Raw genomic sequence first — 25,736 nt, forward strand, 5'->3', positions numbered from 1 at the left:
CGAAGGCGATCTGCTGCGTTGCTTTCGGAATTCGACCTCGGTCACGTACGCGAGTACGCTCCCTTCGTCCCTGGTGGGGCCTTGGTGCCCTGCGTGCACCTTGTTCTCATCCTCAGGCCTTGCATTTCATCCTTCGTGCAAAGTCTCAGCACATTTGAAGCAAATGTGCGAGAATGGCACTTCGTGCAAACATTCTCTTTCTAATTACTGACCACTTGGCATTAATGGCTAATATGAGAGATAAGCTATTTGATCTTCTGCTACTAGTATCTGGAGTAGGGGTGATACTCATTGCAGGAGGAATCCTCTATGCACTTACCTCTGAGAGCTTACCTGCTATTAAGGAGTTTGGTCTGATTGATTTTATGACCTCTACTGAATGGTCGGATCGATCACAGTCGTTTGGAGCCCTTCCTTTTATTACTGGCACATTGCTTACTTCATTGCTAGCGCTATTATTCTGCATCCCTTTCTCTCTTAGTGTGGCACTATTTACAGGTGAATACTTTAGGGGCAAGACGGTGGCTACCATAGTAAGTGCAATAGTAGATTTGCTTGCTGGTATTCCCTCAATTGTGTATGGACTATGGGGCTTTTATACTGTTCGCCCAATTCTGATCATGCTGAATGTCAATGCACAAGGATTTGGTGTTCTTCTCGCCTCAATTGTATTAGCTATCATGATCATCCCTTATGCCTCTTCACTAAGTGCCGAATTTATTAGTATGATACCTAGGGATTTGAAGGAAGGAGCTTATAGCTTGGGGGCCACTAGGCTAGAGGTTATTAGAAACATTAGTGTGCCTGTAGCGGGTAGTGGTATATTCGCTGCTTACATTTTAGCTTTTGGGCGTGCCTTAGGCGAGACTATGGCGGTCACCATGTTGATCGGTAACACGAGTGGAGTACCGCTAAGTCTTAGGGATACAGGTGATACGATGGCTAGTGTAATCGCCAATCAATTTGGAGAAGCGTCGGGAGTAAAGCTGAGTGCTCTCTTTGCCATCGGTTTTCTGCTCTTTTTGATTACAGCGCTGATTAACCTCATCGCAAAGGGAATCGTGAATCGTATTAACAGAAAATAGCAAGGGATCCATAAATGAAAAGCATTGACGTCATTTCAAAGCGAACAGGAAGTCCAAAGCGGCGACAGGCACTTAGCCGAACAGCTTATGTAGTAGTGATTGTCTTTAGTCTACTCACTGCCGTTCCGCTTCTCTCTATATTGATTGACTTGGTGGTGAAGGGTTGGAGCCATTTCAATATTGACCTATTTACTCAGTCTACTCCTTCTGGCATTTTGAATGGTATTACAGGGACCTTTATGATGCTTTTGATTGCGACAGTCCTTTCCATTCCTTTAGGCCTTTTTACAGGTATCTTTTTATCCGAAAAGCAGGATGCTAAGCTTGCCAATGTAGTTCGTACTCTGACCGATATTTTACAAGGTGTTCCGAGTATCGTTTGGGGAATTGTGGTCTATATGCTAGTGGTTAAAACCATGCATACTTACAGTGCTGTGGCTGGAGGGGTTGCCTTAGGGTTTATGATGATCCCGATGATTATTCGCAGTACAGAGGAGGGGTTGAGGATGGTGCCAGGAACATTAAAAGAGGCGGGTCTGGCTTTGGGTGGCTCTTATACGAAGGTAATGTTTACCGTTGTGGTTCCTAGTGCGTTTGGCAGTATTTTTACTGGGATCCTTTTGGCAATCTCTCGTGTAATGGGCGAGACAGCTCCTCTGATGGTGACCGCTCTTGGTGCCACCTATGTTCACTTTGATTTAACTCGTCCGATGAGTGCAATAAGCTTACTTATTTGGGAGTTTTACAGTAACCCTATTTTGGCTGACTTAGTTTGGTCGTCGTCGCTCTTGCTATTGCTTTTGATCTTAGGAATGAACCTGCTTGCGAAGTCTGTGGCTGCCAAGTGGAGGATATAAGTTTTTGATGAATATGAATGAAATAAAAGTAACCAATAGACCGGTCTCCCCTGAGGTGCTTTCAAGAGATGGTGCCACAGGTAAAGAGCTGTCCCCAATCATAGAAGTAAAGGACCTATCAGTATCATATAGTCCAGAGAAAAAAGCGATTAAGAATGTCAACTTGACGATTTACAAAAACCTCGTAACTGCTATAATGGGACCAAGTGGCTGTGGAAAGAGTACCTTGCTACGGGCTATTAATAGAATGCATGATCTGTATCCCGATATTAAGGTGGAGGGTGAAATCCTTATCGAGGGTGAAGATATGCTTGCTATGGATCCAATGATTGCACGCCGTAGAGCTGGTATGGTATTTCAGCGCCCCAATCCATTCCCAACGATGTCTATTGAGGATAATGTATTGGCTGGATATAAGCTGAATGGGATCAAGCTCTCTAAAGAGGAGAAGGAGGAGATCGTACAGACAAGTCTGGAGAGTGTAGCTCTTTGGGATGAGGTGAAGGACTCTATGAAGAAGCGTGGCTCTTTTCTCTCTGGAGGTCAGCAGCAGAGACTCTGTATCGCTAGAGCTCTTGCTCTAAGGCCTGAAGTGCTCTTAATGGATGAGCCGACATCTGCTTTGGATCCAATCTCTACTAATAGAGTTGAGGAGCTAATTATGGAGCTAAAAGAACAATATACGATTGTCATTGTGACTCACAATATGAGTCAGGCTGCTAGATTGTCGGATAAGTCAGTATTTATGTATTTAGGGGAGCTAATTGAGTATGGTGATACGGACCAAATGTTTACGAATCCGAAGCACAAGGAGACGGAGGCGTATCTAACAGGTGTATTTAGTTAATATCATTGCCATTTATGATGATGAATAATCTTTATTCCAATAGAATTAAGGAGTTGCAGCTGCAGATCCTACGTAATCAATTTGAGCTGATCTCAAAAAACACAATACTGCAGCTGACTATCTTGAAGCAGCTATTTGATGAACCGAAAAGTCAGGCACTTTATGAAGAGGCTCTATCTAATGAAATCATTATTGATCGCCTGGAGGTGAAAATTAGGGAGGAGGTAGCCTTTTCGATATTCAAGTTTTCGCCTGTAGCTGAGGACCTAAGGCGGATTATTGCTTATCAGGATCTGACTACTAACCTTGAGCGAATTGGGGATATGACACTTAATATCATTAGATTTGTGAGAGAATTACCGATGAGTGATACTCGCCTTTATGAGGTGAGAGGTTTGATTATTCAGATGACGGATCATGTCACTCAGATGGTGCGAAATGCAGTGATGTCTTTTACAAATGAATCGTATGAAACTGCTGTGGAAGTGATAGGTAGTGATGAAGTAATGGATGAGATGTACCATAGCTTGAGAGCACTGCTATGTAAGCTTTTTTCTCACGTCGAACTACAAGAAAACGATGTGCAGGTATTGCTTAACCTGGAGGGAGTGGGGCATAATCTGGAGCGATGCGGAGATAGTGCCACAAATATAGCAGAGTCTACCATATATCTAGTAAAAGGAAGCGATATAAGACATGTTAATGATGGAGAAAGCTAAGAAGATTCTTGTCGTTGATGACGAGGTGGATATTACCGATATTCTACAATTTAATCTAGAGTATGAGGGGTATGAGGTGGTTACCGCTTCTTCGGCAGAGGCGGCTATGGCGATGCTAGACGAGACCTTTTGCTTGATTATCCTAGATGTGATGATGGGAGGAATGTCGGGCTTTAAGATGGCCGACAATATTCGCAAGCAGGGGAACCAGATCCCAATCATATTCCTCACTGCCAAGGATACTGAAAATGATATGCTGACAGGCTTTTCGATAGGAGGAGATGATTATATCAAAAAGCCTTTTTCGATTAAGGAGTTGATTGCTAGAGTACATAGCGTTCTTAGCAGGACCTATAGCCACTGGCAAGATAATTCAAGTGAAAAGAACTATGACATTTTGCATAAAGGGGCAATTACTATTGATTTGAATGCAATGGAAGTCTCTACGCCAGAAGGTGTCATTGAAGTGACAAAAACGGAATATGATATTCTCAAGTTGCTCGTGACAAGTGAGGGGAGGGTATTTTCAAGAGCTGAAATCTTGGATAGTGTATGGCCAGATAATAGCCTTGTACTAGAGCGTACCGTGGACGTGCATATCGCCAGATTACGCAAGAAGCTCGGAGAATATGCGGGATGTATTGTTAATAGAGTAGGCTTTGGCTATACCTTTAGTGCAAATTAATGACCTATAATTATGAAGTTACAAACTAAATTTACGCGGCGACTATTTGGGTGGATTATATTAGTCACAGCTCTTTTCGCTACTTCTTTGGTGGTAGTACAGCAGCGGAGTGAGGCGCAGTATAGACTTAATCTACTTACCTCAAAGTTGGATAGCTATAATGAGTTGATCAGTAAATCCTTTGACCTTGGTCACCTAGACTCACTCGTATCTGACCTGCCAGATGAGTTAAGGGTCACTATTATTGCCAATGACGGGAAAGTCCTAATGGATAATGAAGCTGGCAGTGTATCGGGAATGGAAAATCATGATAAACGACCAGAGCTAAGAGAAGCACGCTTTAATAAGCATGGTGTTGCTAAGCGAAAGTCTGCTACAATGGATAGAGATTTTTTGTACTATGCCACTTACTATGATGATTACTATATCCGCACAGCGCTTCCTTATGATTTAGAACTACAGCAAAAACTCAAGTCGAGCCGAGTATTTATCTATGTCTCTATCACTTTCTTTTTGTTGATGGCCCTCTTTGTATATCTACTTACAAAGCGATATGATCGGATGCTCACGCAGCTCAATAAGCTGACTAAGCAGATAGCTGATGGCGATTATGAGCAGGATATTGATGTGGGAGAGACGGAGCTTGATGATGTGTCTGAGCAACTCTTAAGGATCCTAAGGCAAAAAGAGGATGCAAGGCATAAGATTGAAAATGCTAAAGAAAGACTTATCCAACACTTCAAGCTCTCGCATGTTGGGATTGCACTCTTTAATATGGCGCATAGTGTGGAGTATGCCAATGCCCACTTTATTCAATATGCCAATTTGCTCGCAAGTAGCCCTATTACTGATGCAGGCGAACTGATTGAAGATCCTTTGATGCTACCGATAAAACATTTTATTGAGGATAAGTCTGAGGAGCAGCACATATCAATTCTCATTCCTAAAGGTGGAAAAACTTACGAGGTGAAGGCTCTTAAGTCGGAGTATGGTAGTTTTGAAATTACTATTGAGGATATTACTGAACAGGAAAAGAATCGGCAGCTGAAGCAGGAGATGACCAGTAATATTATGCATGAGATACGTACGCCATTGACCTCTATAAGAGGATACCTTGAGACGCTTAACTTTATGGAGCTCCCCGAGGATAAGCAAAAGCACTTTATTGAAAAGGCGTACGACCAAACTCTTAGACTTAGTGATTTGATGAAGGATATCGGATTGCTGACTAAGTTGGATGAGCCTTCTAGAGCATTTGAATTTAGCACGGTATCTCTTCACCAAATCGTGGAGGAGGTAAGAGTTGCTTTCCTCACTAAGATCAATGAGAAGGGTGATAAACTGCAAAATAATTTGCCTGAGGATCTTCAGGTAAAGGGAAATGAATCACTCCTCTATTCAATATTCCAAAACTTGGTGGAGAACTCCTTGAGATATGCCGGAGAGGGAATTGAAATGGTAATAAATTGCTACCATCAAGATGAAAACCATCTCTTCTTTAGCTATTATGATACGGGAAAGGGAGTAGATGAAAAACAGCTTAGTCGCATATTTGAGCGGTTCTATCGAGTGGATGAGGGACGAACTAGAGAAAGCGGTGGTACCGGTCTAGGATTGAGTATCGTAAAGAATTCTATCCTACTACATGGCGGTGAAGTAGAGGCTCGCATTCACTCCTCTGGAGGACTGGAGATCTTATTCAATCTCCATAAATAGGATGCAAAAAGAGAGAGGACCTTTTATGGGTCCTCTCTCTTTTTTTTATTTGATTAGTCTGCCCCTTATTCGGTAAATTGACTTCTTCCTTTCTCGTATGCGTTATTACCTTGGCAGTCAATAGCTACGATTACAGGGAGTTCTTCAACCTCTAACCGACGTATTGCTTCTGGGCCTAGGTCATCGAAAGCAATCACTTCAGCTTTCTTTACTCTTTGACCCATCAAAGCAGCTGCACCACCTATGGCAGCAAAATAAACTCCGGTTTCAGACTTAAGAGTATCAATCACCTCTTGGCTACGAAGACCTTTGCCTATCATAGCCTTAAGACCTTGCTTCATAAGGGTAGGGGAGTAGGCATCCATTCTACCAGCAGTGGTAGGTCCTACCGATCCAATTGGCTCTCCAGGCTTTGCAGGAGCAGGTCCAGCATAATAGACGATTTGCCCTTTGAAGTCAAAGGGCATAGGCTTACCCTCCTTAAGCATCTCTACCAGTCTTAGATGGGCTGCATCTCTGGCGGTATAGATAGTGCCAGAAATATAGACCATATCGCCTGCATGCAGTGTCTTAATAACATCGTCAGTCAGGGGAGGGGTTATAATGCGTTTATCTGTACTCATTTTAGTAGCTTATAAGTTTGTGTCTCTTACAATACGCCATGGGCATGTCGTGTAGCATGGCAACCAATATTCACTGCCACTGGTAGTCCCGCAATATGTGTGGCACCTACCTCAACATTTACAGCAAGTGCGGTAGTGGTGCCACCAAATCCAGCAGGGCCAATTCCTAGTTTGTTGATACGCTCCAGAAGCTCCTCTTCGATGGCTCTGATGTGTGGTTTGGAGCTGTGTTGGCCAACAGGACGAAGTAAAGCATGCTTGGCATAATAGGCACAACGCTCCATCGTACCGCCAATACCTACACCAACAATAATGGGTGGACATGGATTGGCACCAGCCTCTGATACAACCTGAACTACATAGTCCTTTACACCCTCAACACCTTGACTTGGTGTAAGCATCTTGAGTTGGCTCTTATTCTCACTACCAAAGCCCTTGGGAGACACTTCTATTTCAATTTTATCACCAGGTACGATGTTATAGTGTATTACAGCAGGAGTATTGTCTTTGGTATTCTCCCGAAGAATAGGATCATTGACTACTGACTTCCGTAGATAGCCCTTTTCGTAACCCTCTCTAACCCCCTCATTGATTGCATCTTCAATAGATCCACCAATCACGTGTACATCTTGGCCAAGGTTAACAAAGACAACCGTCATACCGGTATCTTGACAAAGAGGTTTCTCTTGGGTGCGGGCAATGTGGCTATTTTCGAGTAGGGTTCCCAATATTTCTTGTCCCAGGGGAGACTTTTCTATTAGTTTGGACTCCGTAATCTTTTGGTGAATGTCTGGAGTCATAAAGTAGCAGGCTTCAATACATAGCTTACTGACAAGCTCTGAAATCTGCTTTACATTGATTTCTCTCATATCTATACGTTAGTATTTCTTGCCTAAAAAGTAGAATGAGTTTCTATTATTGAGTTCTTCGTGGCTCTTAGGATCTTTATCCAGAAGACCTATGAGGCAGTAGGCATCGTACCTTTTGTCGTAGATGAGCTCCTTGTGTAATGAAAAGTTTTCTATTTCACCTGTAGAGCGGACATGAATACGAGGACCATCACAAGGCTTTATCTCATTACCCATTCGGATATGGTCTTCATCATAGTAATCAATAGAGATATCCTCATTGATTAAATGAATAATTTCTTCCTCAAGTCGGTCCAAATCGCTTCGTGAAAGTTTTGGATCCTCATTGAATTTCAAGACAAAGCCCGAGGGTACATCCGCACTATAATACTTAGACATATCTAGCCCGAATAGCTTATCTAGTGCATAGCTTGCTACCTCTTCGGCAGAGTGAGCCATCTTACGATAAAGCAGTGAAGTGTGGACAATATCGTATAGAGTTTGTGGTTGGGGCCCAAAAATGCTAGGTCGTGTAACGATGATCTCCTCACCAATAGCAAAGATGATATCGGCATTGCGGCCTAGTGCTTGATTGAGTAGATTGAAGTGCTCTACAACTACTCGCTTGCCCTTATCCAGAGCCTCTTGAACAAAGTCAACGATTTCATACATCTGAGTAAATGCAGTCTGAAATCGCATGTCAATATGGTAGGTAGAGGCCTCTCTGAGGTTTTCCATCCCTTGCCTTACTTGCATAATCTTACGAGGGTCAAGGACATCATCGTCATTAGCAAGTTCTAGACCAGGAAATATTCCCTTAATCAGTGAACTTTTACCGCTCCCTGCGTCACCGATAAAGCCGATAAGGCGATCTGTAAAGCTCAGATGAAAGTGAGCCAATTGCTCCCCAAGGGTAAGGAGTCTCTCCTTACCCCTAGGGGCATAGTATTGCGTGGAGACCCAATGCTCCTGCAATCTCTTTGGCTTTGCACTGTGATGATTATGCATCAAAAGTGAACTTCATGAGTGGAGCGTGCTGTTGAGCACCATACACATCTGTCTCTCCTAGTGCACCACTAGGAATTGGACGCTTGATGGTGGCCTTTACTGCCTTTGCAGGGTCGAAATAAATCACCTGTAGCACATCCTCCTCGGCAATGCCGTAAAGCTTTGCGAAAGATGACTTATTAATAGGCTCATGCTTCTTGAAGAAGTTGTAATCATCAAAGGTCTTGAATATAATATCGAAAGTAAGCTCGTAGGGACCAGAGTTTTTGCTCCTGATCACTGAAGCCATATCGACTAACTTATATGTTTGCATAGTTTTATCCTTCCTTTATTTAGCTACTCCATTATTGAACTGACGGTAAGTGATAGGGAAGAGAGCCGTTGGGCTTTCTACCTTCATTAGGTGATAGACATTGAATTCAAATACTTCACCCATGTGTGCGTCGGATGGTGAGAATGGCAATGCGAGGTTACCAGCAGTAGAGATACGACCCTCATAGCCAAAGTGTAGCAACGTACTACGTGCAAAACTACAAATAGTATCAGCCTCTTGCTGTGTAGCTCCCACTGCTTCAATGATGATGAGAAGCTCGTTGCCAGTATCACACTTAACGCCTGGGAACATATTCATCACGCCACCCTTTCCATAGACCTTAAAGTCTAGGAAATAGTTGCTCATTCCGTAGTCCTTAAAGTTATTATCCACTCTTGCACGTACCGCCTCAGTGATCTCATCTACCTTGCTGATGAAGATAGGGTCTGTAACACCGGCTACAGCAATTGTACGATATCCTACACGCCTTACACCCTCTAGCTTCACGAAATAACCATCGGTTGGCTCAAATACAGTACCAGCTACACGTACTCGATTATCAGATACCTGTTCGAAAGTGGTATTGTGAAGGTTAAGACGTCCACCAGGACCAGGTAACATATAAGGATTTGACTTCTCATAAAGAGTATGAGCAGCAATAGATAGGGTAGTACACTTACGGTCTGGAGAAAGAGTCTCTAGCTCGAAGTGATCCTTACGGAGGTAACCAAACATACAGTCGCTACCACTGCCTGGAAGTGCACAGATAGCTGCACACTCTAGGATCTTACCCATGTGGATAGCTAGTCCTTTTGGATAACCCTTAGAGATAGCTAGTGCGGAGAATACAGTTGGGTCGTAAGCACGACCAGCGAGGATCACTTGAGCACCATTATTGAGCGCCTCAATAAATGGCTCCTCACCCATCTGAGCTACGATACGTACTGCATCGTCAATGTCCTGCTCCTTGAGTTCGGGTGCTGGAGACAGTGGAGTGATCTTACCATCCTTAAAGTACTTACGTACTAGCTCCTTATCAAACTCAGCTGAAATCTCTGCATACTTAAAGGTTAGCCCCTTAGCCTGTGCGATCTCCTCAATGATCTTGCGATTAATCTCTACGTGAGGGCGACCACCTGAACCACCGGACGAACCAATGATTACAGGAATACCTGCCTCAATAGCTGCAGGAATCATAATCTCAAGGTCACGCTTTACAGAATTACGATCTGTAAAAGAGATGCCTGCACCTAGATAGTATGGACCTGGGTCAGTAGACCCTGCATCCACAGCAATGACATCTGGTTTACGCTTCATACCCTCTTGGAATGACTCCAATGGGAAGCCATAACCAAGAATAGCGGTTGGGGATAATACTCTAATCTCTTCCATTTCTTTATACTCACTTAGATGATGTCCTTAAGGGCAATAATTCTACTCATCTCATTGTACACAAGCATGTAGCCTTCATCTACACCCATACCAGGCTTAGCTAGCATTTGGTCTGGAGAAGTAGCCATAGCGATGTGTGCACAGATTTCAGCAGAGCGGTTGGTCTCGTTACAAGTACCACCTAGATAAGCTCCCATACCGTGCTGCTGGCAGTATAGTACAGCTTCGATAGCATTGTTGATGCCACCAAGGTCTGGAGTCTTGATCTGAGCCATATGCCCAGCTTTTTCCTTAGAAAAGTCGATGATGTCCTCTAGGGTGTTGCACCACTCATCAGCAACGATCTCTGCAGAGCATCCCATTTCATCCATATGTTGGCGGATAGCGTGAAGTGCCTTGATTTGAGCTTGCTTCTCCTCAACGTCTACTGGACCCTCAATACGGAGGTGGAATGGCTTAGCTACCTCTGCCAGATCAGCGATATATTCGGCAATCTTCTTAAAGTCGTTGTCAAATACCACTCCAAGGGTACCATATACGTCGATGTGGAAGATAGGGTTATAGCTCTCACAAGTACGCTTTTCAATCACTCTATTGCGTAGCCACTCTATATAAGCACGTAGCTTCTCGCCCTTAAGACCAGTCTTTTGCTCTACGTGGTTGAATAGTGCGTGAGGAAGCACCTCTGCACCCTTCATGATCATCTTATCTGCATTGACATAGCGATCATCACCAGACTGAGTAAAGATAGGAATCATCTTATCAGCAATCTTGGTGTTGTACTCCTTAGCAATCACCTGAGCCATAAGCTTGTGCTGACTCTTAGCAACTGCATCGAGACAAGCTTGGGTCACACCATAACGGATTGCGGTGTGGAAAGCCTTTCCAGTCTCTGGGCGTACAAACTTATCCACTCTATCAGCCATTTCGCGGAAAGTGGTAATTTCCTTACCCTCATACATTGGAGCAATCTCCTTGAGGATTACAGGAATGAAGTTCTTAGCTAGGAACAAAGGGTCACGACCACCGGCACCAGAATACTGAACTGCTGCGCAGTCTCCGTGAGCTATTTGTCCATCCTCTAGAATAAATAGAACGGAGATAGACTCACCTGCCTGACGAACACTCGTAAAGCCCTCTGTAACAACTTCTCCTGAGTAGAAAGCACCATCACTTACGGCACCTCTCTTAATGGCACGCTGGTCGTCAAAGTAAAAACCTGTCTTACCAGCTGCACAAACTACCTTTTTGATTTTCATAATTGTAGTATATGTAGTTAATTGTTTTGTTTGTATTTTCTATTGTTATTGCTTGCGACCAACAAGGAATCCCTTGCTGATAGCATATACGTCGTCAATCACCATCTGGAAGCTAACAGTACGATTTTCACTCTTGGCACGCTCCTCTAGCTTCTCACGGTGGAAGTTGAGAATGTCCTGACTGAGTGGAAGGTTGCCAGAATCCATAATGCGGACTGCACCATTATTATCACGGGCAGGCATCACCTTTCCGGCGTTGTACTTGCTTGGAGCAAAAGGAATATCGAGTACTCCAGATTCGAAGGCAGCAATGACACCTTGTGCAAGGTCTCCATTACCTAGCTCGAACACCTTATCCAATATCTGGTTAACCTCTGCCTCAATAATTTCAGCCTCGGCAACTACCGCTGGGATATTTGTAAAGTCTTGGTCTCTGAGCATAGATATCACCTGTTTAGTAGCACGAAGACCAGCGGCATTCGCCTCCATAGTAGGTACACCCATTGCCTCGTGAGGAGTCTTTACGATAACTTTTGTAGCTTTAGCAAGTGCGGCAGCTGCTGAGCCCCAAGAGATCACTCCAAATGCCTTAGCTTCATCTTGTGGAAATCCTCCCATCCATTGGTGGAATACTGTGGTCACCTTTGCATCACCAAATCCATACTTGGCTAGATACTCATTAGTTTGCTTCTTCAGGGCACGGATCGCAGCCACATCTTGGATGAGGTTACCACACTGACCATATCCCACTGTGAGGTCTTTAACACCTTGTGTGGCAGCAAGTAGTGCCTCAATAATCGCCACAGAGTTGGAGATACATGGAGGAATCAATGTGCCTGTAAGTGGCCCGAATGGCTCGCGGTTAATATCAACACCAGCTTCTGCATACATACCACACAGTCTATCTGTATACTGCCAATAGCGAATGGTTTTAGCTAGTGAGTGATCCTTAGAGTAGGGGATATTGTAAGAGATACCACCACCCTCGTAAGAGGTAAATCCACCTGCAATTGAAATCTCTGTTAGGAGTCGTGCATCGGGGGTACCATGTCTTACTTGCACTGGATTCCTCAAAGATGAGGTCACTGTACGGCAAATCTCTACTCCATAGTTTACAATTGGAAAACCATTAAGCATCGAGCGCCCGCTCTCCTTACTCTTCTCAATACCTACTTGTGCTTCGTTGTATCTATTCAGACGTGTGTAGCTATCAACAGTAGATGGAAGAAGATCTGCCTCACCTTCTCTCTCTAGAAACTGTAGGAGCTTAATGTGCTCATCATAAAGAGCTACACCTGCTCGAGGCTGAATCAATGTTACACCAGCTTTATCAGCTTTTTGGAGCTTCTCATCAAAGCGCTGTGACTTTGGAATCTTTTTCTGGTATTCTACGGCCTCTTCAAAGTCTACATGTGCACCAGTAGGCCATTGTTGTAAGACCTCTTCTCTCTCTTTTTGAAATTCTGCATCGCTAATGCGGACGTTACGGATTTCCATACTATAGTTTACTTATATATAAGTGTGGGTTGTTAATTGTCTTAATCTCATAAGGATAGAAGTTACTAAGCGTATCTTCTATGTAATTTAGTTCACCAAAACGAGCTCTTTCTTCATTATTTTAAGTGCCACGTCTGGTAGCTCTTGGCTGAGTAGCCCCATTGATGCCATAATATAAGTTTTGTCGATCATAAACTTTGGCTCCTTTGGTCTAGCAGCTTCAAAGTGTGCAGGATCAAACTGAGCCCCACTAAGCACAAATGCTGGGTCATCACTATGGATAATGGCTCCACCAATGCCCAACACATTTTCCACTTTAGTAAGGTCTTTCCCGTCAATGGTATATAGTTGACCCATAGGGGTATACACTGACTTCATATGTCCAACATGTCGATCAATTGCTATTGAGACAGCCCCTTTGGCTAGAGCCTTTTCCATCTTGGACTCTTTTTCGTCTGTGGCTCGTGTGGAGGGCTTTGCTACACAAGCTTTGACCCAATCCTGGAGCTCATCTGCTGTAAGTCCCAGCTCAGCACCTACATCATGTAGGTCAAGCTCATCAGCTAGTGATGAGAGGCTATACCTCATACCTAAGTCGCCCTCAACGGTACGCTTATTATGAGGCTCTGGAAGGCCTCTTTGTACAATATTAGCAGATTGTGGCTCACCCTTAGCAATTGAATAGACATCGGTAGTTGCTCCACCCAAGTCTACAGCCAGCATCTCTCCAATCCCTTCTTCGTTGCGTGTACCCATACTGAGTAGCTCGCAAGCTCTCAAAACTGCCAATGGGGTAGGGATGATTTCATTATTGGCCATTGCCTGAGCTTGGTGCAATCCTTTTGCATCAATGATTTGGTCAATAAATAGCTGCATGATACACTCTTTTGCAGGAATCACATTGAGCGTATTGAAGTCAGGCATTACGTTATCTGTAATGACGTGTGGCCTACCTGCTTCAGTCAGTATTCTGTCTACTTCTTCTGAAGCGTTTTTATTGCCTGCTACTACGATAGTGAAATTGCCTTTGACAGTCGACAACCTTTTGGCATTATTGATAACCGTTTCGCGATTACCTCCATCAGTTCCTCCACAAAGGAGTATCAAGTCAGGAGCAATCTGCTCAATTTCTTCGGCTTCTTTGCGACTAATCTCAAAGGAGTAGGTCTTAACCACCTTCGCTCCCGCACTACTAGCAGCTGTACGAGCTGCTTTGGCAGTTAATTCTGGGACAAGACCAGAGGCAATCATTTTGAGCCCACCTGCCGCACTGCTGCAGCACAGAAAACGGTCGTATTCCCAAGGAGATCCAAGTTTATTTGCAAGATCACTAAGGGCATTTGAGAGACCCTCCATCACATCAGTCTCAATAGTAGTAAAGGCGGCGCCTGTAGCTACTATCTCGCACTTGTCGGTGTCAATAGCTGTTACTTTGGTGTACGTGCTTCCAAAGTCAGCGGTAAGGTACTTCATCTTTTAATCAGATATTATTAAGTCGTTTGATATATGCAAATGCATAGAATTCAGACATAATGCTGAGAAGTACTATAGCCCAAAGATCTTATGTAGGTCTTCTATGGTTTTTTCGATTGGGGTATTTGGTGGATAAACACAGTCAAAGCCCATTTTCTTAAATCGAGCTTCTACATCTTTAAACTCCTGCTTACCTACAACGAGGTTGCCACCAGCTAATAGTGGTATATTCTTTAGACCAGCCTCATCGCACTTTTCCCTTAGGCCTTGGCAGTCAATCTCACCATGACCATAGAGCGAAGAGACGAGAATAGCATCAGCATTTGTCTCTATAGCTGCGTTAATAAATTCGCTTTGAGAAACCATCACTCCAAGATTAACCACCTTGTAGCCTGCTTGAGATAAGGCATAAGCGATGATTTTGTTGCCAACCGCATGAGCATCAGCTCCTATCACACCTGTTACAACGGTTTTTCCATTCATAGTCAATAAATACTCTTCTTGCTTTTGAGTTCGTATTCGGGTTGTAATTATTTTTCTGAGGCAAGTGGGTCGTTATTCCCGATATCCATACCCAAGTGTCCCTTTCTCATTATTTCCACAAAGATAAGTATAAAATAAGACTATAGCTCACTAATTCATCAATACTTGCTAAATAACAATTTCATATGCCGTTTGAGTGATATTTGGCAAAGAAGTCTGCTGAGTATAATGCTTCCTATAGTTTTTTTAGTGAACTTTACTTCAAAATAGAACTTCTTATTTCCAGACTCCACGTAGAAGTCAATCTCAGAGGAGTCTAGTCTTTTTCTTTCTTCTCAAACTGATATACCTGAGGCTCATTCTGTACTTGTTTTTGGATATGTGGTATTACTATTGAAAGTGTTTTTTCCAAACATAATGGCCCAAACAGATTGAGTGCCATTGCTTGTGATGAATTTAAATATGCAAAGCTATAATGTCGCTTTATGTTTACAGATTTCAGTAGTCCTAAAATATTGTTTTGATATCCGCGATTAATAATATTCTTATCTGCATCGTTTGTAGGCAGAATGTGAATGTAATATCTTTTTCCATACTTTCCTTTTTCATTCCCAAGCTCTTTAATTCTTTTGATCCGATACTCCTTAAGGTACTGAATTACTTTATCCCGGCAATTCATAACTCTCAGTTTTACAAATGGCTATTGCTAATTTCTTTTTTTTTGTTTGATAGTTTATTATTCAATACCACAAATGTACTCTTTTGATTTTTTTTCATACAAAGCTTCTGCTTGTCACTAGATTTCACAGATTGGGTGATGATCGAGAATAAAATTGGGCTTCGTTTTGGCTGCCAAGATAATTCTAGGTAAATTCGCAAATATATTGTTTAATCTAATTGAAAAAACATGAAAAGGCTACTATCTATTATTCTATTAGCACTCATCGTGAGCTCATGTAATTCAAGGGTGGACCTTGGATACACACCAGAGGCTTCTGACGCTGAAACAATTCAAGTATCTTTTAATGGCCTCCTTGGTGGCTTTTCACAAGGTGGGTTGAAAAGCTATCCAACTGGAACTGCAGAAAAGCTAAAACATCGCATCCATTTTAGTGGTATTCGCATAGTGCTTTACTCGGTAGATAAAGACGACCCCTCTCAGCCAGATAAGGTGGCTTACGTATTTGATAAGGATGTAAATGCTGCAGCAGGAGTATTCTCGGGTGCTGACTACCTTTCCTCTCTAGAATCAAGTGTCGAAGGTATCACTTTCCAGATAAGAGGAGCTGAAAAAATCAAGGCAGATAACTACCTTGTATACTACTTTACATCATGCAATGACCAGCTCAAAAGTGCCACGACTGTGGGCAAGCCTTTTTCTGAGATTACTGGCACATTAAATTACGATCGCCAAAAAGACTTTGACCATAATAGGCTGATTAATAACATCTACCACAGCCCCGAACCAATTAAGATCTCCAAATCTCTATTCGACGATAATGCTATTAATAAAACATACCAACTACCAGCACCAAAGCTTACTGCTATCAATGCGTTACTCTCTGTTAAGTGGAAAAATGCAGTCAAAGATGATAAATATGAGATTCTAGGTGATTATATTTTGGTTTCACCCGACGTACAAAATCTGAAGTACATTTTGTTTCCTGAAGTAGATGAGCATCTCAAGTCAAAATTTCAAGTGTACTATCCCATCGACCCCAATTATGGTGGGTTTAGCACAAAAAGTATAGAAGAACTTACAAATGAGTTCCTTTATCTTGGCACCTATACAAGATGGGCAAGATCAAGCCACGACACAAACTTTACGAGTAGCTATCGACCCATCCCTGAGAATACGGTAGCCTCATCTGAAACAAGTGCCAAAGTTATTACAAGAGTCCTTCTCAGTGTTAAGATGTTTCCTAAAAGCCTTAAGTCGCAACTCTCTTCTACACAATTAGAATCTCCCGATCTTGGCTGGGTCAATTATAAGGGAAAGCCCTATCTTGATACAGACTTCTTACAGTTGTATCAAAGCCTAGTTAAAAAGAGTAATCCTAGTAATGAAGAAAAAGAGCTTTTGGAGATCGCTAGCCGTATTATGAACAGCTCAAACAATGGATTAGCGAAAAAAGGATATCAGGATGATGATATTCAATATTTCTACCACTCCTTAAATTACTTTTCGTTCCCTATAACTCATACCAACTTGGATACCGTAGGTGGGTCTATCGATAATGGCGGGTATTTTGGTGTCGTACGCAACCACCATTATGAGTATATCATTAATTCCTTTTCCACAATAGGTAATGCTTCACCATACAACTTGTCTTATGACCTAGATTACTTCACCGATCGATTCATTTCCACATCTTGTGAAATAGGCGACATGAAGGAGATCGTCAACGAGATAGATGTGCTATAATCCCCTTTATCACTTGAATCATTAACGGTATATTGACAACCAGATGTAGCTTATAAGACCGCTCAGTGCCTATCTCTGAGCGGTCTCTTTGGGTATAACGGGCATATCATACCGAAAGCAGGTCAGAAAACTTTCGTTTCCCGATCTACTTGATTCCCACAAAAACTTCCCAAGACCATAATAACATAGAATATCGGATGAGGCATAATTATGTACTGAAAATCAAAACAAGACCAAGAAAAGACACTAGAACAAGACCACACTAGCTGTATGGCTGTAGAATAATAAGTAAATCGCACTAGCAATTTGAATCTACGTCAAGAAAATCAACATGATTCCTTTGTATACTTGAAATATTTATGTACCTTTGCAAAGCTTTGAAAGCGGGATCTGCTAGCTCAGTAGGTAGAGCACAACACTTTTAATGTTGGGGTCTTGGGTTCGAGCCCCAAGCAGATCACAGTTTAATTTCAGTCCTCCTTCAGAAGGAGACAATATTAAAGCTCTTCAATCTACCTCTTTCATCGGTAAATTGAAGAGCTTTTTGTTTTTTGCAGTCACTGCATCTTTTCCAAGACTCTCTACAAAGACCACATATATCTCTCCTCCAAAATAGGCTTCATTTCACAATAGAAAAAGGGTGCTAAAGTGCTGAAATCCACACTTTAACACCCTTTGAGCCTCTTGCCGGACTCGAACCAGCGACCGTCTGATTACAAATCAGGAGCTCTACCAACTGAGCTAAAGAGGCGGGGGGGTAAGCTATCTACATCGCGCCGCTACAACCAGCTACCCTTGCTGCGATCAAGCCCTGGGGGAGTTCACCAGGAGCTGGCCGTGCAGGACTTACCCGTAACGATTGCAAAGGTACCATTATTTTTTGTCGCTACCAAATGAATACCTTTAAAAGTGGTCCAGCTTGGACTTGAACCAAGGACGCCCTGATTATGAGTCAGGTGCTCTAACCAACTGAGCTACAGGACCAATCAAATAGATGCTTTGCGTGCATTACACGAAATCTCCGCATCCTCTCGTTTTTCGTGTTTGCAAAGATAGCAATAATAGTTTTCTCAGGCAAGTGTTTACGAAAATATTTTGCTTTTGGATCTATATAATAGGAGTGATGCGCCTTGGTAGGTTATGCAGCTTCTATCCAAATGCGTTTTTATAGCAAGTCTAAGCATTAAAGGGCGTTCCCGACTGATTTATAGATTGTGAAGTGAATAGAAGTATAGTAAAAGTTGTATCTTTGCCTATATGTAAACTAGATTAGTGCCGATATATGAGAATTTGTTTATTAGGATATGGAAGAATGGGGCACGAGGTGGAACAAGTTGCTCTATCTCGTGGTCATAAGATTGTAGCTACAGTTGACTCCGATTGGGATACTCTCCCAAGTTGCGATATTGTGATTGAATTTAGTCGTCCTGAAGCTGCATTTAATAATATAACTAAGTGTATCCAACAAGGGCTTCCTATCGTGTCGGGAACCACTGGATGGCTAGAGCAGTGGGGCAAAGCAGTTGATTGCGTGAAGCAGAATAACGGCACACTTTTTTACGCATCTAACTTTAGTGTTGGGGTTTATCTATTCCGACTGATTAATACCTATATGGCAAGGCTGATGAACCATTATCCCAACTACCTACCAACTGTTGAAGAGACACATCATATCCATAAGCTAGATTATCCGAGCGGTACTGCACTCACCATTGCCAATGAGATGCTTGAGTATCTAGATTCGAAGTCGGAGACTTTGGCGTATCTAGAACCTAATAAAGTCCCTACTCATAGGGATGACCAACTTTTGATCACCTCGATACGTAAAGATAGTGTCCCTGGTACCCATGTAGTTAAGTATGAGAGCGAAGAGGATGTTTTAACCCTTTCTCACGAAGCAAAGGGTAGAAAAGGTCTAGCACTTGGTGCCGTATTAGCTGCCGAATTTGTGGTGGATAAAAAGGGTATTTATGGAATGGAGGATTTAATTCAATTAGACTAAGTTATTATGGAAGAGAAGAAAAGAATAGATTGGAAGGGAGTTTCCAAAAAACAATGGATTAAAGCTGCAATTTGGGGCGTCATTATCCTTTTGTTTTCAATCTGGGTGAGTAGTGCTTGGTTTTTCCTAATTGTTTATCCTTTCATCTTTGATATTTATGTTACCCGCTTTATTCCGTGGCGGTGGTGGGAGAAGTCTTCAAGTTCTGTAGTGAGGGGAATTATGGGACTTGTTGAGGATTTAATCGTTGTATTAATCATTGTGCACTTTCTAAACCTCTTTGTGTTTCAGCAGTTTAAGATACCTTCAGGCTCCCTTGAGAAAACAGCTTTAATCGGTGATCATCTTTTTGTAAGCAAGTTAAGTTATGGTCCTAGGGTTCCGATGACTCCCTTGGCATTTCCTCTATTTCACAATCAATTTCCTGGGGGGGGTAAAGCATATTTGGATAAACCACAATGGAAATATCATAGAGTCAAAGGCTTTGGAAAGGTAAAGATGAATGATATCGTTGTGTTCAATTTCCCGGTAGGAGATACAGTAGCCCTAAATGTCACGAACCCCGACTACTATACCCTTAAAAGGCAGTATGGGAGAGACCGAATATGGAGCGATAAACAAACGTTTGGAGAGGTGGTGTATAGGCCTGTGGACATGCGCGACCACTATGTCAAAAGAGCTGTAGGAATGCCAGGCGACTCGCTTCAGATCATAAATAATTCGCTATACATCAATGGGCAATTGATGAAAGAGCCTGAAAAACTCCAGTATAATTATTTCGTTGAGACTAATGGTAATCACTTCTCAGCAAAAGAGCTTCAAGACTTGGGTATTAATGAAGATGATATCGTATTATTAGCAAATCAAACCTTTGTGTTCGATAATGATACTCTAGGCACTTCTGGGGCATTGTATCATTTCCCTTTAACTAAGGAAGTGAAAGAAAAGCTAGAGCGACACTCTATAGTTACCAAGATTATTGTAGAACCTTCTCCATCAGCGGATCAATTTTACACTTTCCCAATAGACATGGAAACAGGTTGGACTCGAGATAATTATGGACCCCTATGGATTCCGAAGAAAGGTGCTACTATATACCTCACTCCCGACAACCTACAGCTGTATAAACGCTGCATCACAAATTATGAAGGTCACGATTTAGTCGTAAAAGATAGCATTATCTATATTGATGGCATTGCATCTGACACTTATACATTTGAGATGGATTATTACTGGATGATGGGCGATAATAGGCACAATTCACTAGACTCTCGTAGCTGGGGTTTTGTTCCTGAGGATCACATCGTCGGGAAACCGATGTTTGTATGGCTCTCTTGGGATAAGGATAAAGGTGGTGTGAGGTGGAATAGATTTTTTACCACTCTGCATTGATGGGGAGAGAAAAAAATAAGAGTTATAGGTCTTCAAGCATAGTTTGGTTATGGTTGATTTTGCTTGCGTTCCTACTTATCCTGATAAAGTTTTTCTTCATTGGCACCTATTACATTGAGGAAGATAGCACGACACAAAAGAGTTTGATAATCGTCTCTATCCAGTCAAAACCAAAGGTTGAGGGAGATATTATTCTCATTGAACTCACGAATGGGGAGCTAGCTCCAGCCGAATACATCTCTCACACAAAAGAGACGTACAAAGTCCGCATAGGAGGTGAAGAGAAATGGATCAAGACAAAGAATATAAAGGGTAAGATGATAAAATCATTTAGACTATGATGACTTTGCCAACTGCCTTTCTGCCCAACTTGCCCTATTTATTTCTTCTCGCTCACAATAAGGTGAGTGGAATATACGTGGGTGAACAGTATGAAAAACAAACCTTTAGAAATAGGACTAACCTTATGGGCCCCAACGGAAAGGTAACCTTCACAATACCAGTAGAGAAGATTGGATACCCATCACCCTCTACATATGAGGTTTGTATCTCCGAGCATGGTCAATGGCGGAATAAACTTTGGCAAATGCTTAGAAGCAACTATTGCTCCACACCATATTGGGAGCATTATTGTGAATCAATCCAAGAGCACGTCTTCAACCCAGCTCATCGCTTAGTGGATTACAATCACGATTGGTTAGCTTTACTTTGCAAGTTAATTGGTATTGACACCCCTCCTTTGGTCCATACCCAAGATGATTCACCAATTATTTTAACGGATTTTTATAACCCCCAACATCATCTTTTTTCAAGAAGATACTGGCAGGTATTTGAGTACAAATTCGGGTTTCAACCGAATTTATCAGCCCTAGATATGCTACTATGTATAGGTCCAGAGAGTAGGCTTATACTTTTCGAAGACGAACCGATCGCATAGCATGGTCCATTCCTTTTTCAAGGATTAAGCTTGATCTGAACTTAGTCGGTAGGATATTTTCATATAGGTTTTTAAGGTTAATCTCTTCCCAGATCTGGTTCGCAATTGCTTTCGCCTCCTCTAATGGCAAGTCAGCAAATCTTGTAAAAAATGAATCAGGATTATTGAAGGCAGTTTGCTGAAGCTTGATAAATCGGTCCACATACCACCTTCTAATGTTTTCTACATCAGCATCTACGTAGATAGAAAAGTCAAAAAAGTCCGAAACAAATACTTGCTGCGTGGCTTCCATTCTATCCGGATCTACCTGCAATACATTAATTCCCTCCACGATCAATATATCTGGTTGGTCAATGACCTGTACTTCATCTGGGATAATATCGTAGAATAGATGTGAGTACACTGGCACTTCCAAGTATCTTTTACCACTTTTTACTGAAAAAAGGAAGTTGATCAATCGCTTTGCATCATAGCTTTCAGGGAAACCTTTGCGATCCAAGATTCCTCTTTTTTCCAGCTCAGCATTGGGCAAGAGAAAGCCATCGGTAGTCAGGAGATCCACCTTAGGGCACGACTGATCCATTGAGAGAAGTTTTTGAAGCACTCTTGCCGTAGTACTCTTCCCCACAGCGACACTTCCAGCAATCCCAATTACGAAAGGGACATTATGAGACGGCTTATGGAAAAACTCATCATACTCATTGTGTAGTCTCTTAAAGTGAGTGATATGAATTTGGAGCAATCTGCAAAGTGGCAGATATATATCACTAATTTCAGACTCAGTTAGTGGTTCATTGAGAGCTCTTAATTTACTCAAGTCGATCTGAGAAAAAGGGAAATCGGGATGGCTATCAAGCCGACTCCATTCATTGCGAGTAAAAGTGCGAAAAGGTGAAAAAGTTGAGTTTTGCATTGTTTTGCTACTTTAATCTACCGTGCTAAACAATAAGACTCTGTGGAGTGCTGTTCAACCAAAATCGTTTTTTTTGAACCGCCACAAAACCACTTATCCCATTGGATGAAAAGGTCAGACAAATATAGTGATTACGCTTAGATTTCATACATGTTACAAATTGTGACGCAAATGTACCTATTTTCACCAACATATACCCCTACAATCAAATCTATTCACCCAGGAATAATCACCAATTATTATTATGAATTCTAATTAATTTATTATCTTTGCGACGTCAAAGACAAACCATAACAGTTTGCCGAAGTGGCTCAGTTGGTAGAGCAACGCATTCGTAATGCGTAGGTCACGGGTTCGAGTCCCGTCTTCGGCTCAAAGTATACAGGCAAAAGCATATGGTTATAAGGGAGTGCTGGCTAGCATTTCCTTATTTTTTTTGATAAGCTTGTTGTAGATACTATCTAATTGAAGCGGAAATAATGGGTAAGCAATACTCCTTTGATCTATGAGGAATCGAGAGTATTGCAATGTGCATATCAAAATAGTTATTGCAAAAAAACAACATATTGTACTTGGCAAATAGTCGGCTTTTCCCTACATTTGTGGAGAAAAGCATTGTTGTAATAACAAACTCTTAGGAGCGGGTCTCTTTTGATACTTCTCCGATGAGCAAAACCTATTAAAAGACCACTATGATTATTTGCATTCCAAAGGAGATAATGCACGGTGAGAGCCGAGTATCTGCAACTCCTGAAACTGTAGAGAAGTTTGTAGCCGATGGTGCTACAGTCTATGTAGAGGCTGGTGCTGGTGAGCCTTCATTTCACCACGACAATGACTATGTAACTGCTGGTGCTCAGCTTTTGACTGATACTGAAGAACTGTACCAAAAGGCAGATGTTATTCTTAAAGTCAAAGAGCCTCTATTCAATGAGAGACTTGGAAAGCATGAAGTAGATATGATGCATGAAGGCCAGGTGTTGATTACCTTCATACACCCTGCATCACCTGTAAATCACGACATGGTACGCAAGCTGGCTAAGCAGGGCGTTATTGCTTTGACGCTTGATGGCATTCCACGCATATCCAGAGCTCAAAACTTAGATGCGCTCACCTCTATGAGTACCTGTGCAGGGTATAAGGGCATCTTACTAGCCGCTAATGAATTGGCTTACTTTATGCCTCAGATGTTTACTGCTGTAGGTCAAATCAAACCTGCTAAGGCAATGGTTATAGGAGTGGGAGTTGCTGGTCTTCAGGCACTAGCTACTGCACGTCGCCTCGGTGCTATCACCTACGCTGCAGATATTCGTCCTATGGCTCTGGAGCAAGCCACTAGTTTGGGAGCTAAGCCAATTGAAACGGGCGTACCTGCAGAATTGGCAATTGCCGAAGGAGGGTATGCCAATAGCTTACCAGCGGATGTGCTAGCTAAGGAGCGTGAGATGCTATTCCCTACTATCAAGGAGATGGACATCGTATTCTGCTCTGCACTTGTTCCAGGTAAGATTGCCCCAACGCTTATCACAGAAGAGATGGTTAAGCAGATGAAGCCTGGCTCTGTGATCGTGGATATCTCTATTGACCAAGGTGGAAACTGTGAAATCACCCCTCCAGGAGAGACAGAGAGGAAGCACAATGTAACTCTTATCGGCATTAAAAACATTCCTGGTCTGCTGCCTAACAGCTCCACATGGATGTTTGCTCAGAATGTTTACAACCTCGTGAAGTACCTTACCAAGGATGGCAAGATTGCTCTTGATATGAGTGATGAGATTTGTCAGAAGATCCTTGTAACTCGTGATCATGAGATCGTACATCAAGGCACACTTGAGGCAATGAATAAGTAATTAATGCACGCTAAAGGAGGTATACTTCGGACCTATTGTCCGCCAGTATACCTCCTTTAACTATTTACCAATTGTATATGAGTCCAATATTATTAGTACTGGTATTCATAGTATCCTCTGTTGTTGGGTACTTTGTGATTAAGAAAATACCAAGTTTGCTCCACACCCCACTTATGTCGGGAATGAATGCTCTCTCTGGAATTACAGTAGTTGGTGCCATAATCAGCCTACTTCAGTTTGTTGGCTTCACAGAGCTGACTAGGTGGTTTGGAGGTGCTGGAATCATCAATACAGCAATAATTATCTCTGGTATTGCTATTCTCTTGGCCATGATCAATATTGTAGGTGGTTTTGGGGTTACAGAGCGTATGCTCCGGATGTTCAAGTCTAAAAAAGGCAACGAGAAAGGAGGTAAGTCATGAGTGTGTTTCTATGCTATCTTATTCCTATTCTCGTTGTTGTGGGACTATGGATGATGAGTCGAGTTCCCACTGCAGTACAAGGCAACCGATTGAGTATCATTGCGATGATACTTGCGATATTAGTTGCTTTTTCTGGTGGTAGTCTTACAGCCATCTTGGTTGCATGTCTATTCTTGCTATTGGGTGGTGCTATCGGACTTGTGCTAGCACGCAAAGTGACTATGATTCAGATGCCACAAACTGTGGGGCTACTTAATGGTCTAGGTGGTGCTGCATCAGCACTCGTCGGTATTGTAACACTTGGTGTTACTTCTGTATCAGCTAGTATTGTTGGTTTTTTTCAGCAACCCACCTTCCATTTTGAGGCTTTTACTGCTGTACTTGCCATTGTTATCGGTATGGTAACACTTACTGGGAGCCTCGTAGCAGCTGGAAAGTTGCATCGAGTGTTAAAGCAACAACCTGTCATATTACCCTTTCATAGTTTGATAATGTTAGGATTACTTGTGCTATCCTTAGTTATGCTTATATGGGGTGGATGGTTCCTTAACACCGATAACTTCATTTGGATTGCACTCCTTACTGTGGTGGTTTCAGGCCTCTTTGGATGGATTTTCACTATTCGAGTAGGTGGTGCTGATATGCCTATAACCATTTCACTTCTCAACTCTCTGAGCGGTGTAGCTGGTGGTATAGCGGGTATGGCAATTGGCAATGTAATGCTGGTAGCGATAGGTGGTATAGTGGGGGCTTCTGGATTGCTTCTCACGCAAGTGATGTGTAAAGCGATGAATAGGAGCTTACTTGATATTCTATTGGGCAAAACATCTGCACCAACTCAAGCAAAAAAGAGTTCTACTCCACCTCCAACACCTAACGCAGTGCCTCAAGCTTCAAAAGAGAGCACTCTAAGTGAGGAGATGAAGGCCGCTAAGAGCGTTATTATCGTACCAGGGTACGGTATGGCATTGGCTCAAGCTCAGCATCAAG

Annotated in this window: 24 protein-coding genes and 4 tRNA genes; 15 read left to right on the top strand and 13 right to left on the bottom strand. The window is 42.4% G+C overall.

Annotated features, from left to right (window positions below):
• The first annotated feature begins 233 nt into the window (after positions 1 to 233).
• The 6 genes from pstC to HMPREF3027_RS09170 are packed head-to-tail and all read left to right on the top strand — an operon-like array spanning position 234 to position 5,909.
• Entirely contained in the window at positions 234 to 1,085 is an 852-nt protein-coding gene (pstC, locus tag HMPREF3027_RS09145) for a phosphate ABC transporter permease subunit PstC (RefSeq protein ID WP_070708369.1), read from the top strand.
• Between the two features lie 14 nt (positions 1,086 to 1,099).
• Positions 1,100 to 1,942, top strand: a complete 843-nt coding sequence (gene pstA / locus HMPREF3027_RS09150) for a phosphate ABC transporter permease PstA (protein WP_070708338.1) — start codon at positions 1,100 to 1,102, stop codon at positions 1,940 to 1,942.
• Between the two features lie 7 nt (positions 1,943 to 1,949).
• On the top strand, positions 1,950 to 2,789 hold the full coding sequence (gene pstB, locus HMPREF3027_RS09155) for a phosphate ABC transporter ATP-binding protein PstB (protein WP_168165890.1): 840 nt from the start codon (positions 1,950 to 1,952) through the stop codon (positions 2,787 to 2,789).
• A 14-nt stretch (positions 2,790 to 2,803) separates the two neighbouring features.
• Positions 2,804 to 3,508: a phosphate signaling complex PhoU family protein gene (locus HMPREF3027_RS09160; RefSeq protein ID WP_021903537.1), complete on the top strand. Its 705-nt coding sequence runs from the start codon at positions 2,804 to 2,806 to the stop codon at positions 3,506 to 3,508.
• Positions 3,492 to 4,193 carry a response regulator transcription factor gene (locus tag HMPREF3027_RS09165; RefSeq protein ID WP_083317581.1) on the top strand — a complete coding sequence of 234 codons (702 nt, stop codon included), beginning with the start codon at positions 3,492 to 3,494 and terminating at the stop codon, positions 4,191 to 4,193. Before HMPREF3027_RS09160 ends, HMPREF3027_RS09165 begins: the two co-directional genes overlap by 17 nt.
• A 12-nt stretch (positions 4,194 to 4,205) precedes the next feature.
• A complete protein-coding gene (locus HMPREF3027_RS09170; protein WP_070708341.1) occupies positions 4,206 to 5,909 on the top strand; it encodes a sensor histidine kinase in 1,704 nt (567 codons plus the stop codon).
• 65 nt (positions 5,910 to 5,974) lie between these two features.
• On the opposite strand, the gene HMPREF3027_RS09175 is transcribed toward HMPREF3027_RS09170, so the two are convergent.
• From HMPREF3027_RS09175 to HMPREF3027_RS09220, 10 genes are all read right to left on the bottom strand, one after another.
• Positions 5,975 to 6,532, bottom strand: a complete 558-nt coding sequence (locus HMPREF3027_RS09175; RefSeq protein WP_070708343.1) for a Fe-S-containing hydro-lyase — start codon at positions 6,530 to 6,532, stop codon at positions 5,975 to 5,977.
• A 26-nt stretch (positions 6,533 to 6,558) separates the two neighbouring features.
• Entirely contained in the window at positions 6,559 to 7,401 is an 843-nt protein-coding gene (locus HMPREF3027_RS09180; protein WP_070708345.1) for a fumarate hydratase, read from the bottom strand.
• Between the two features lie 9 nt (positions 7,402 to 7,410).
• Positions 7,411 to 8,388, bottom strand: a complete 978-nt coding sequence (locus HMPREF3027_RS09185) for an alanine-tRNA synthetase second additional domain-containing protein (RefSeq protein ID WP_018029171.1) — start codon at positions 8,386 to 8,388, stop codon at positions 7,411 to 7,413.
• Positions 8,381 to 8,701, bottom strand: a complete 321-nt coding sequence (locus tag HMPREF3027_RS09190; protein ID WP_021903535.1) for a DUF4387 domain-containing protein — start codon at positions 8,699 to 8,701, stop codon at positions 8,381 to 8,383. The genes HMPREF3027_RS09185 and HMPREF3027_RS09190 overlap by 8 nt, the downstream gene beginning before the upstream one ends.
• A gap of 15 nt (positions 8,702 to 8,716) precedes the next feature.
• The gene (locus HMPREF3027_RS09195; RefSeq protein ID WP_070708347.1) at positions 8,717 to 10,093 is read right to left on the bottom strand and encodes an acyclic terpene utilization AtuA family protein; all 1,377 of its coding nucleotides are present in this window, start codon (positions 10,091 to 10,093) and stop codon (positions 8,717 to 8,719) included.
• Positions 10,094 to 10,107: 14 nt separating this feature from the next.
• Complete coding sequence (locus HMPREF3027_RS09200) at positions 10,108 to 11,352, bottom strand: methylaspartate ammonia-lyase (RefSeq protein ID WP_070708349.1); 1,245 nt, start codon at positions 11,350 to 11,352, stop codon at positions 10,108 to 10,110.
• A gap of 45 nt (positions 11,353 to 11,397) precedes the next feature.
• Entirely contained in the window at positions 11,398 to 12,849 is a 1,452-nt protein-coding gene (locus tag HMPREF3027_RS09205) for a methylaspartate mutase subunit E (protein ID WP_018029167.1), read from the bottom strand.
• An 87-nt stretch (positions 12,850 to 12,936) separates the two neighbouring features.
• A complete protein-coding gene (glmL, locus tag HMPREF3027_RS09210; RefSeq protein ID WP_070708351.1) occupies positions 12,937 to 14,322 on the bottom strand; it encodes a methylaspartate mutase accessory protein GlmL in 1,386 nt (461 codons plus the stop codon).
• Positions 14,323 to 14,394: 72 nt separating this feature from the next.
• The gene (gene glmS / locus HMPREF3027_RS09215; protein ID WP_018029165.1) at positions 14,395 to 14,805 is read right to left on the bottom strand and encodes a methylaspartate mutase subunit S; all 411 of its coding nucleotides are present in this window, start codon (positions 14,803 to 14,805) and stop codon (positions 14,395 to 14,397) included.
• Positions 14,806 to 15,121: 316 nt separating this feature from the next.
• Positions 15,122 to 15,484 carry a PGN_0703 family putative restriction endonuclease gene (locus HMPREF3027_RS09220; protein ID WP_070708353.1) on the bottom strand — a complete coding sequence of 121 codons (363 nt, stop codon included), beginning with the start codon at positions 15,482 to 15,484 and terminating at the stop codon, positions 15,122 to 15,124.
• A gap of 228 nt (positions 15,485 to 15,712) precedes the next feature.
• Here HMPREF3027_RS09220 and HMPREF3027_RS09225 point away from each other — a divergent pair, with 228 nt between their 5' ends.
• Together HMPREF3027_RS09225 and HMPREF3027_RS09230 are read left to right on the top strand one after the other, a co-directional pair.
• Positions 15,713 to 17,230, top strand: a complete 1,518-nt coding sequence (locus HMPREF3027_RS09225) for a fimbria major subunit (RefSeq protein ID WP_070708355.1) — start codon at positions 15,713 to 15,715, stop codon at positions 17,228 to 17,230.
• Between the two features lie 387 nt (positions 17,231 to 17,617).
• Positions 17,618 to 17,690: transfer RNA gene (locus HMPREF3027_RS09230), tRNA-Lys, on the top strand.
• A gap of 218 nt (positions 17,691 to 17,908) precedes the next feature.
• Here HMPREF3027_RS09230 and HMPREF3027_RS09235 read toward each other — a convergent pair.
• A tRNA-Thr gene (locus HMPREF3027_RS09235) sits at positions 17,909 to 17,981 on the bottom strand.
• Between the two features lie 159 nt (positions 17,982 to 18,140).
• A tRNA-Ile gene (locus tag HMPREF3027_RS09240) sits at positions 18,141 to 18,214 on the bottom strand.
• 298 nt (positions 18,215 to 18,512) lie between these two features.
• Between HMPREF3027_RS09240 and dapB the strand changes: the two genes are divergently transcribed.
• From dapB to HMPREF3027_RS09260, 3 genes are all read left to right on the top strand, one after another.
• Positions 18,513 to 19,232: a 4-hydroxy-tetrahydrodipicolinate reductase gene (gene dapB, locus HMPREF3027_RS09245; RefSeq protein ID WP_070708357.1), complete on the top strand. Its 720-nt coding sequence runs from the start codon at positions 18,513 to 18,515 to the stop codon at positions 19,230 to 19,232.
• A 6-nt stretch (positions 19,233 to 19,238) separates the two neighbouring features.
• Positions 19,239 to 20,624: a signal peptidase I gene (lepB, locus tag HMPREF3027_RS09250; RefSeq protein ID WP_070708359.1), complete on the top strand. Its 1,386-nt coding sequence runs from the start codon at positions 19,239 to 19,241 to the stop codon at positions 20,622 to 20,624.
• 340 nt (positions 20,625 to 20,964) lie between these two features.
• A complete protein-coding gene (locus HMPREF3027_RS09260) occupies positions 20,965 to 21,561 on the top strand; it encodes a WbqC family protein (RefSeq protein ID WP_246830574.1) in 597 nt (198 codons plus the stop codon).
• Here HMPREF3027_RS09260 and coaA read toward each other — a convergent pair.
• Entirely contained in the window at positions 21,530 to 22,474 is a 945-nt protein-coding gene (gene coaA / locus HMPREF3027_RS09265) for a type I pantothenate kinase (RefSeq protein ID WP_070708366.1), read from the bottom strand. The two genes, HMPREF3027_RS09260 and coaA, sit on opposite strands and share 32 nt — an antisense overlap.
• Before the next feature lie 300 nt (positions 22,475 to 22,774).
• Here coaA and HMPREF3027_RS09270 point away from each other — a divergent pair.
• From HMPREF3027_RS09270 to HMPREF3027_RS09285, 4 genes are all read left to right on the top strand, one after another.
• Positions 22,775 to 22,847: transfer RNA gene (locus tag HMPREF3027_RS09270), tRNA-Thr, on the top strand.
• Between the two features lie 319 nt (positions 22,848 to 23,166).
• Complete coding sequence (locus HMPREF3027_RS09275; RefSeq protein ID WP_018028183.1) at positions 23,167 to 24,324, top strand: NAD(P) transhydrogenase subunit alpha; 1,158 nt, start codon at positions 23,167 to 23,169, stop codon at positions 24,322 to 24,324.
• Positions 24,325 to 24,401: 77 nt separating this feature from the next.
• Positions 24,402 to 24,746, top strand: a complete 345-nt coding sequence (locus tag HMPREF3027_RS09280; protein WP_070708368.1) for an NAD(P) transhydrogenase subunit alpha part 2 — start codon at positions 24,402 to 24,404, stop codon at positions 24,744 to 24,746.
• Between the two features lie 53 nt (positions 24,747 to 24,799).
• On the top strand, positions 24,800 to 25,736 hold a 937-nt coding region (locus HMPREF3027_RS09285), incomplete at its 3' end, for an NAD(P)(+) transhydrogenase (Re/Si-specific) subunit beta (protein ID WP_246830573.1).

Source organism: Porphyromonas sp. HMSC077F02, assembly GCF_001815465.1.
In the GTDB taxonomy this organism is placed as follows: Bacteria; Bacteroidota; Bacteroidia; order Bacteroidales; family Porphyromonadaceae; genus Porphyromonas_A; species Porphyromonas_A somerae.

Bases quoted from the DNA above. Each gene is read 5' to 3' on its own strand.
- HMPREF3027_RS09180 (WP_070708345.1), bottom strand. From the start codon at position 7,401: ATGAGAGAAATCAATGTAAAGCAGATTTCAGAGCTTGTCAGTAAGCTA.
- glmS (WP_018029165.1), bottom strand. From the start codon at position 14,805: ATGAATGGAAAAACCGTTGTAACAGGTGTGATAGGAGCTGATGCTCAT.
- HMPREF3027_RS09185 (WP_018029171.1), bottom strand. From the start codon at position 8,388: ATGCATAATCATCACAGTGCAAAGCCAAAGAGATTGCAGGAGCATTGG.
- HMPREF3027_RS09175 (WP_070708343.1), bottom strand. From the start codon at position 6,532: ATGAGTACAGATAAACGCATTATAACCCCTCCCCTGACTGACGATGTT.
- HMPREF3027_RS09190 (WP_021903535.1), bottom strand. From the start codon at position 8,701: ATGCAAACATATAAGTTAGTCGATATGGCTTCAGTGATCAGGAGCAAA.
- HMPREF3027_RS09225 (WP_070708355.1), top strand. From the start codon at position 15,713: ATGAAAAGGCTACTATCTATTATTCTATTAGCACTCATCGTGAGCTCA.
- lepB (WP_070708359.1), top strand. From the start codon at position 19,239: ATGGAAGAGAAGAAAAGAATAGATTGGAAGGGAGTTTCCAAAAAACAA.
- dapB (WP_070708357.1), top strand. From the start codon at position 18,513: ATGAGAATTTGTTTATTAGGATATGGAAGAATGGGGCACGAGGTGGAA.
- coaA (WP_070708366.1), bottom strand. From the start codon at position 22,474: ATGCAAAACTCAACTTTTTCACCTTTTCGCACTTTTACTCGCAATGAA.
- HMPREF3027_RS09195 (WP_070708347.1), bottom strand. From the start codon at position 10,093: ATGGAAGAGATTAGAGTATTATCCCCAACCGCTATTCTTGGTTATGGC.
- HMPREF3027_RS09275 (WP_018028183.1), top strand. From the start codon at position 23,167: ATGATTATTTGCATTCCAAAGGAGATAATGCACGGTGAGAGCCGAGTA.
- glmL (WP_070708351.1), bottom strand. From the start codon at position 14,322: ATGAAGTACCTTACCGCTGACTTTGGAAGCACGTACACCAAAGTAACA.
- HMPREF3027_RS09220 (WP_070708353.1), bottom strand. From the start codon at position 15,484: ATGAATTGCCGGGATAAAGTAATTCAGTACCTTAAGGAGTATCGGATC.
- HMPREF3027_RS09260 (WP_246830574.1), top strand. From the start codon at position 20,965: ATGACTTTGCCAACTGCCTTTCTGCCCAACTTGCCCTATTTATTTCTT.
- HMPREF3027_RS09200 (WP_070708349.1), bottom strand. From the start codon at position 11,352: ATGAAAATCAAAAAGGTAGTTTGTGCAGCTGGTAAGACAGGTTTTTAC.
- HMPREF3027_RS09160 (WP_021903537.1), top strand. From the start codon at position 2,804: ATGATGATGAATAATCTTTATTCCAATAGAATTAAGGAGTTGCAGCTG.
- HMPREF3027_RS09205 (WP_018029167.1), bottom strand. From the start codon at position 12,849: ATGGAAATCCGTAACGTCCGCATTAGCGATGCAGAATTTCAAAAAGAG.
- pstB (WP_168165890.1), top strand. From the start codon at position 1,950: ATGAATATGAATGAAATAAAAGTAACCAATAGACCGGTCTCCCCTGAG.
- pstA (WP_070708338.1), top strand. From the start codon at position 1,100: ATGAAAAGCATTGACGTCATTTCAAAGCGAACAGGAAGTCCAAAGCGG.
- HMPREF3027_RS09280 (WP_070708368.1), top strand. From the start codon at position 24,402: ATGAGTCCAATATTATTAGTACTGGTATTCATAGTATCCTCTGTTGTT.
- HMPREF3027_RS09165 (WP_083317581.1), top strand. From the start codon at position 3,492: ATGATGGAGAAAGCTAAGAAGATTCTTGTCGTTGATGACGAGGTGGAT.
- pstC (WP_070708369.1), top strand. From the start codon at position 234: ATGAGAGATAAGCTATTTGATCTTCTGCTACTAGTATCTGGAGTAGGG.
- HMPREF3027_RS09170 (WP_070708341.1), top strand. From the start codon at position 4,206: ATGAAGTTACAAACTAAATTTACGCGGCGACTATTTGGGTGGATTATA.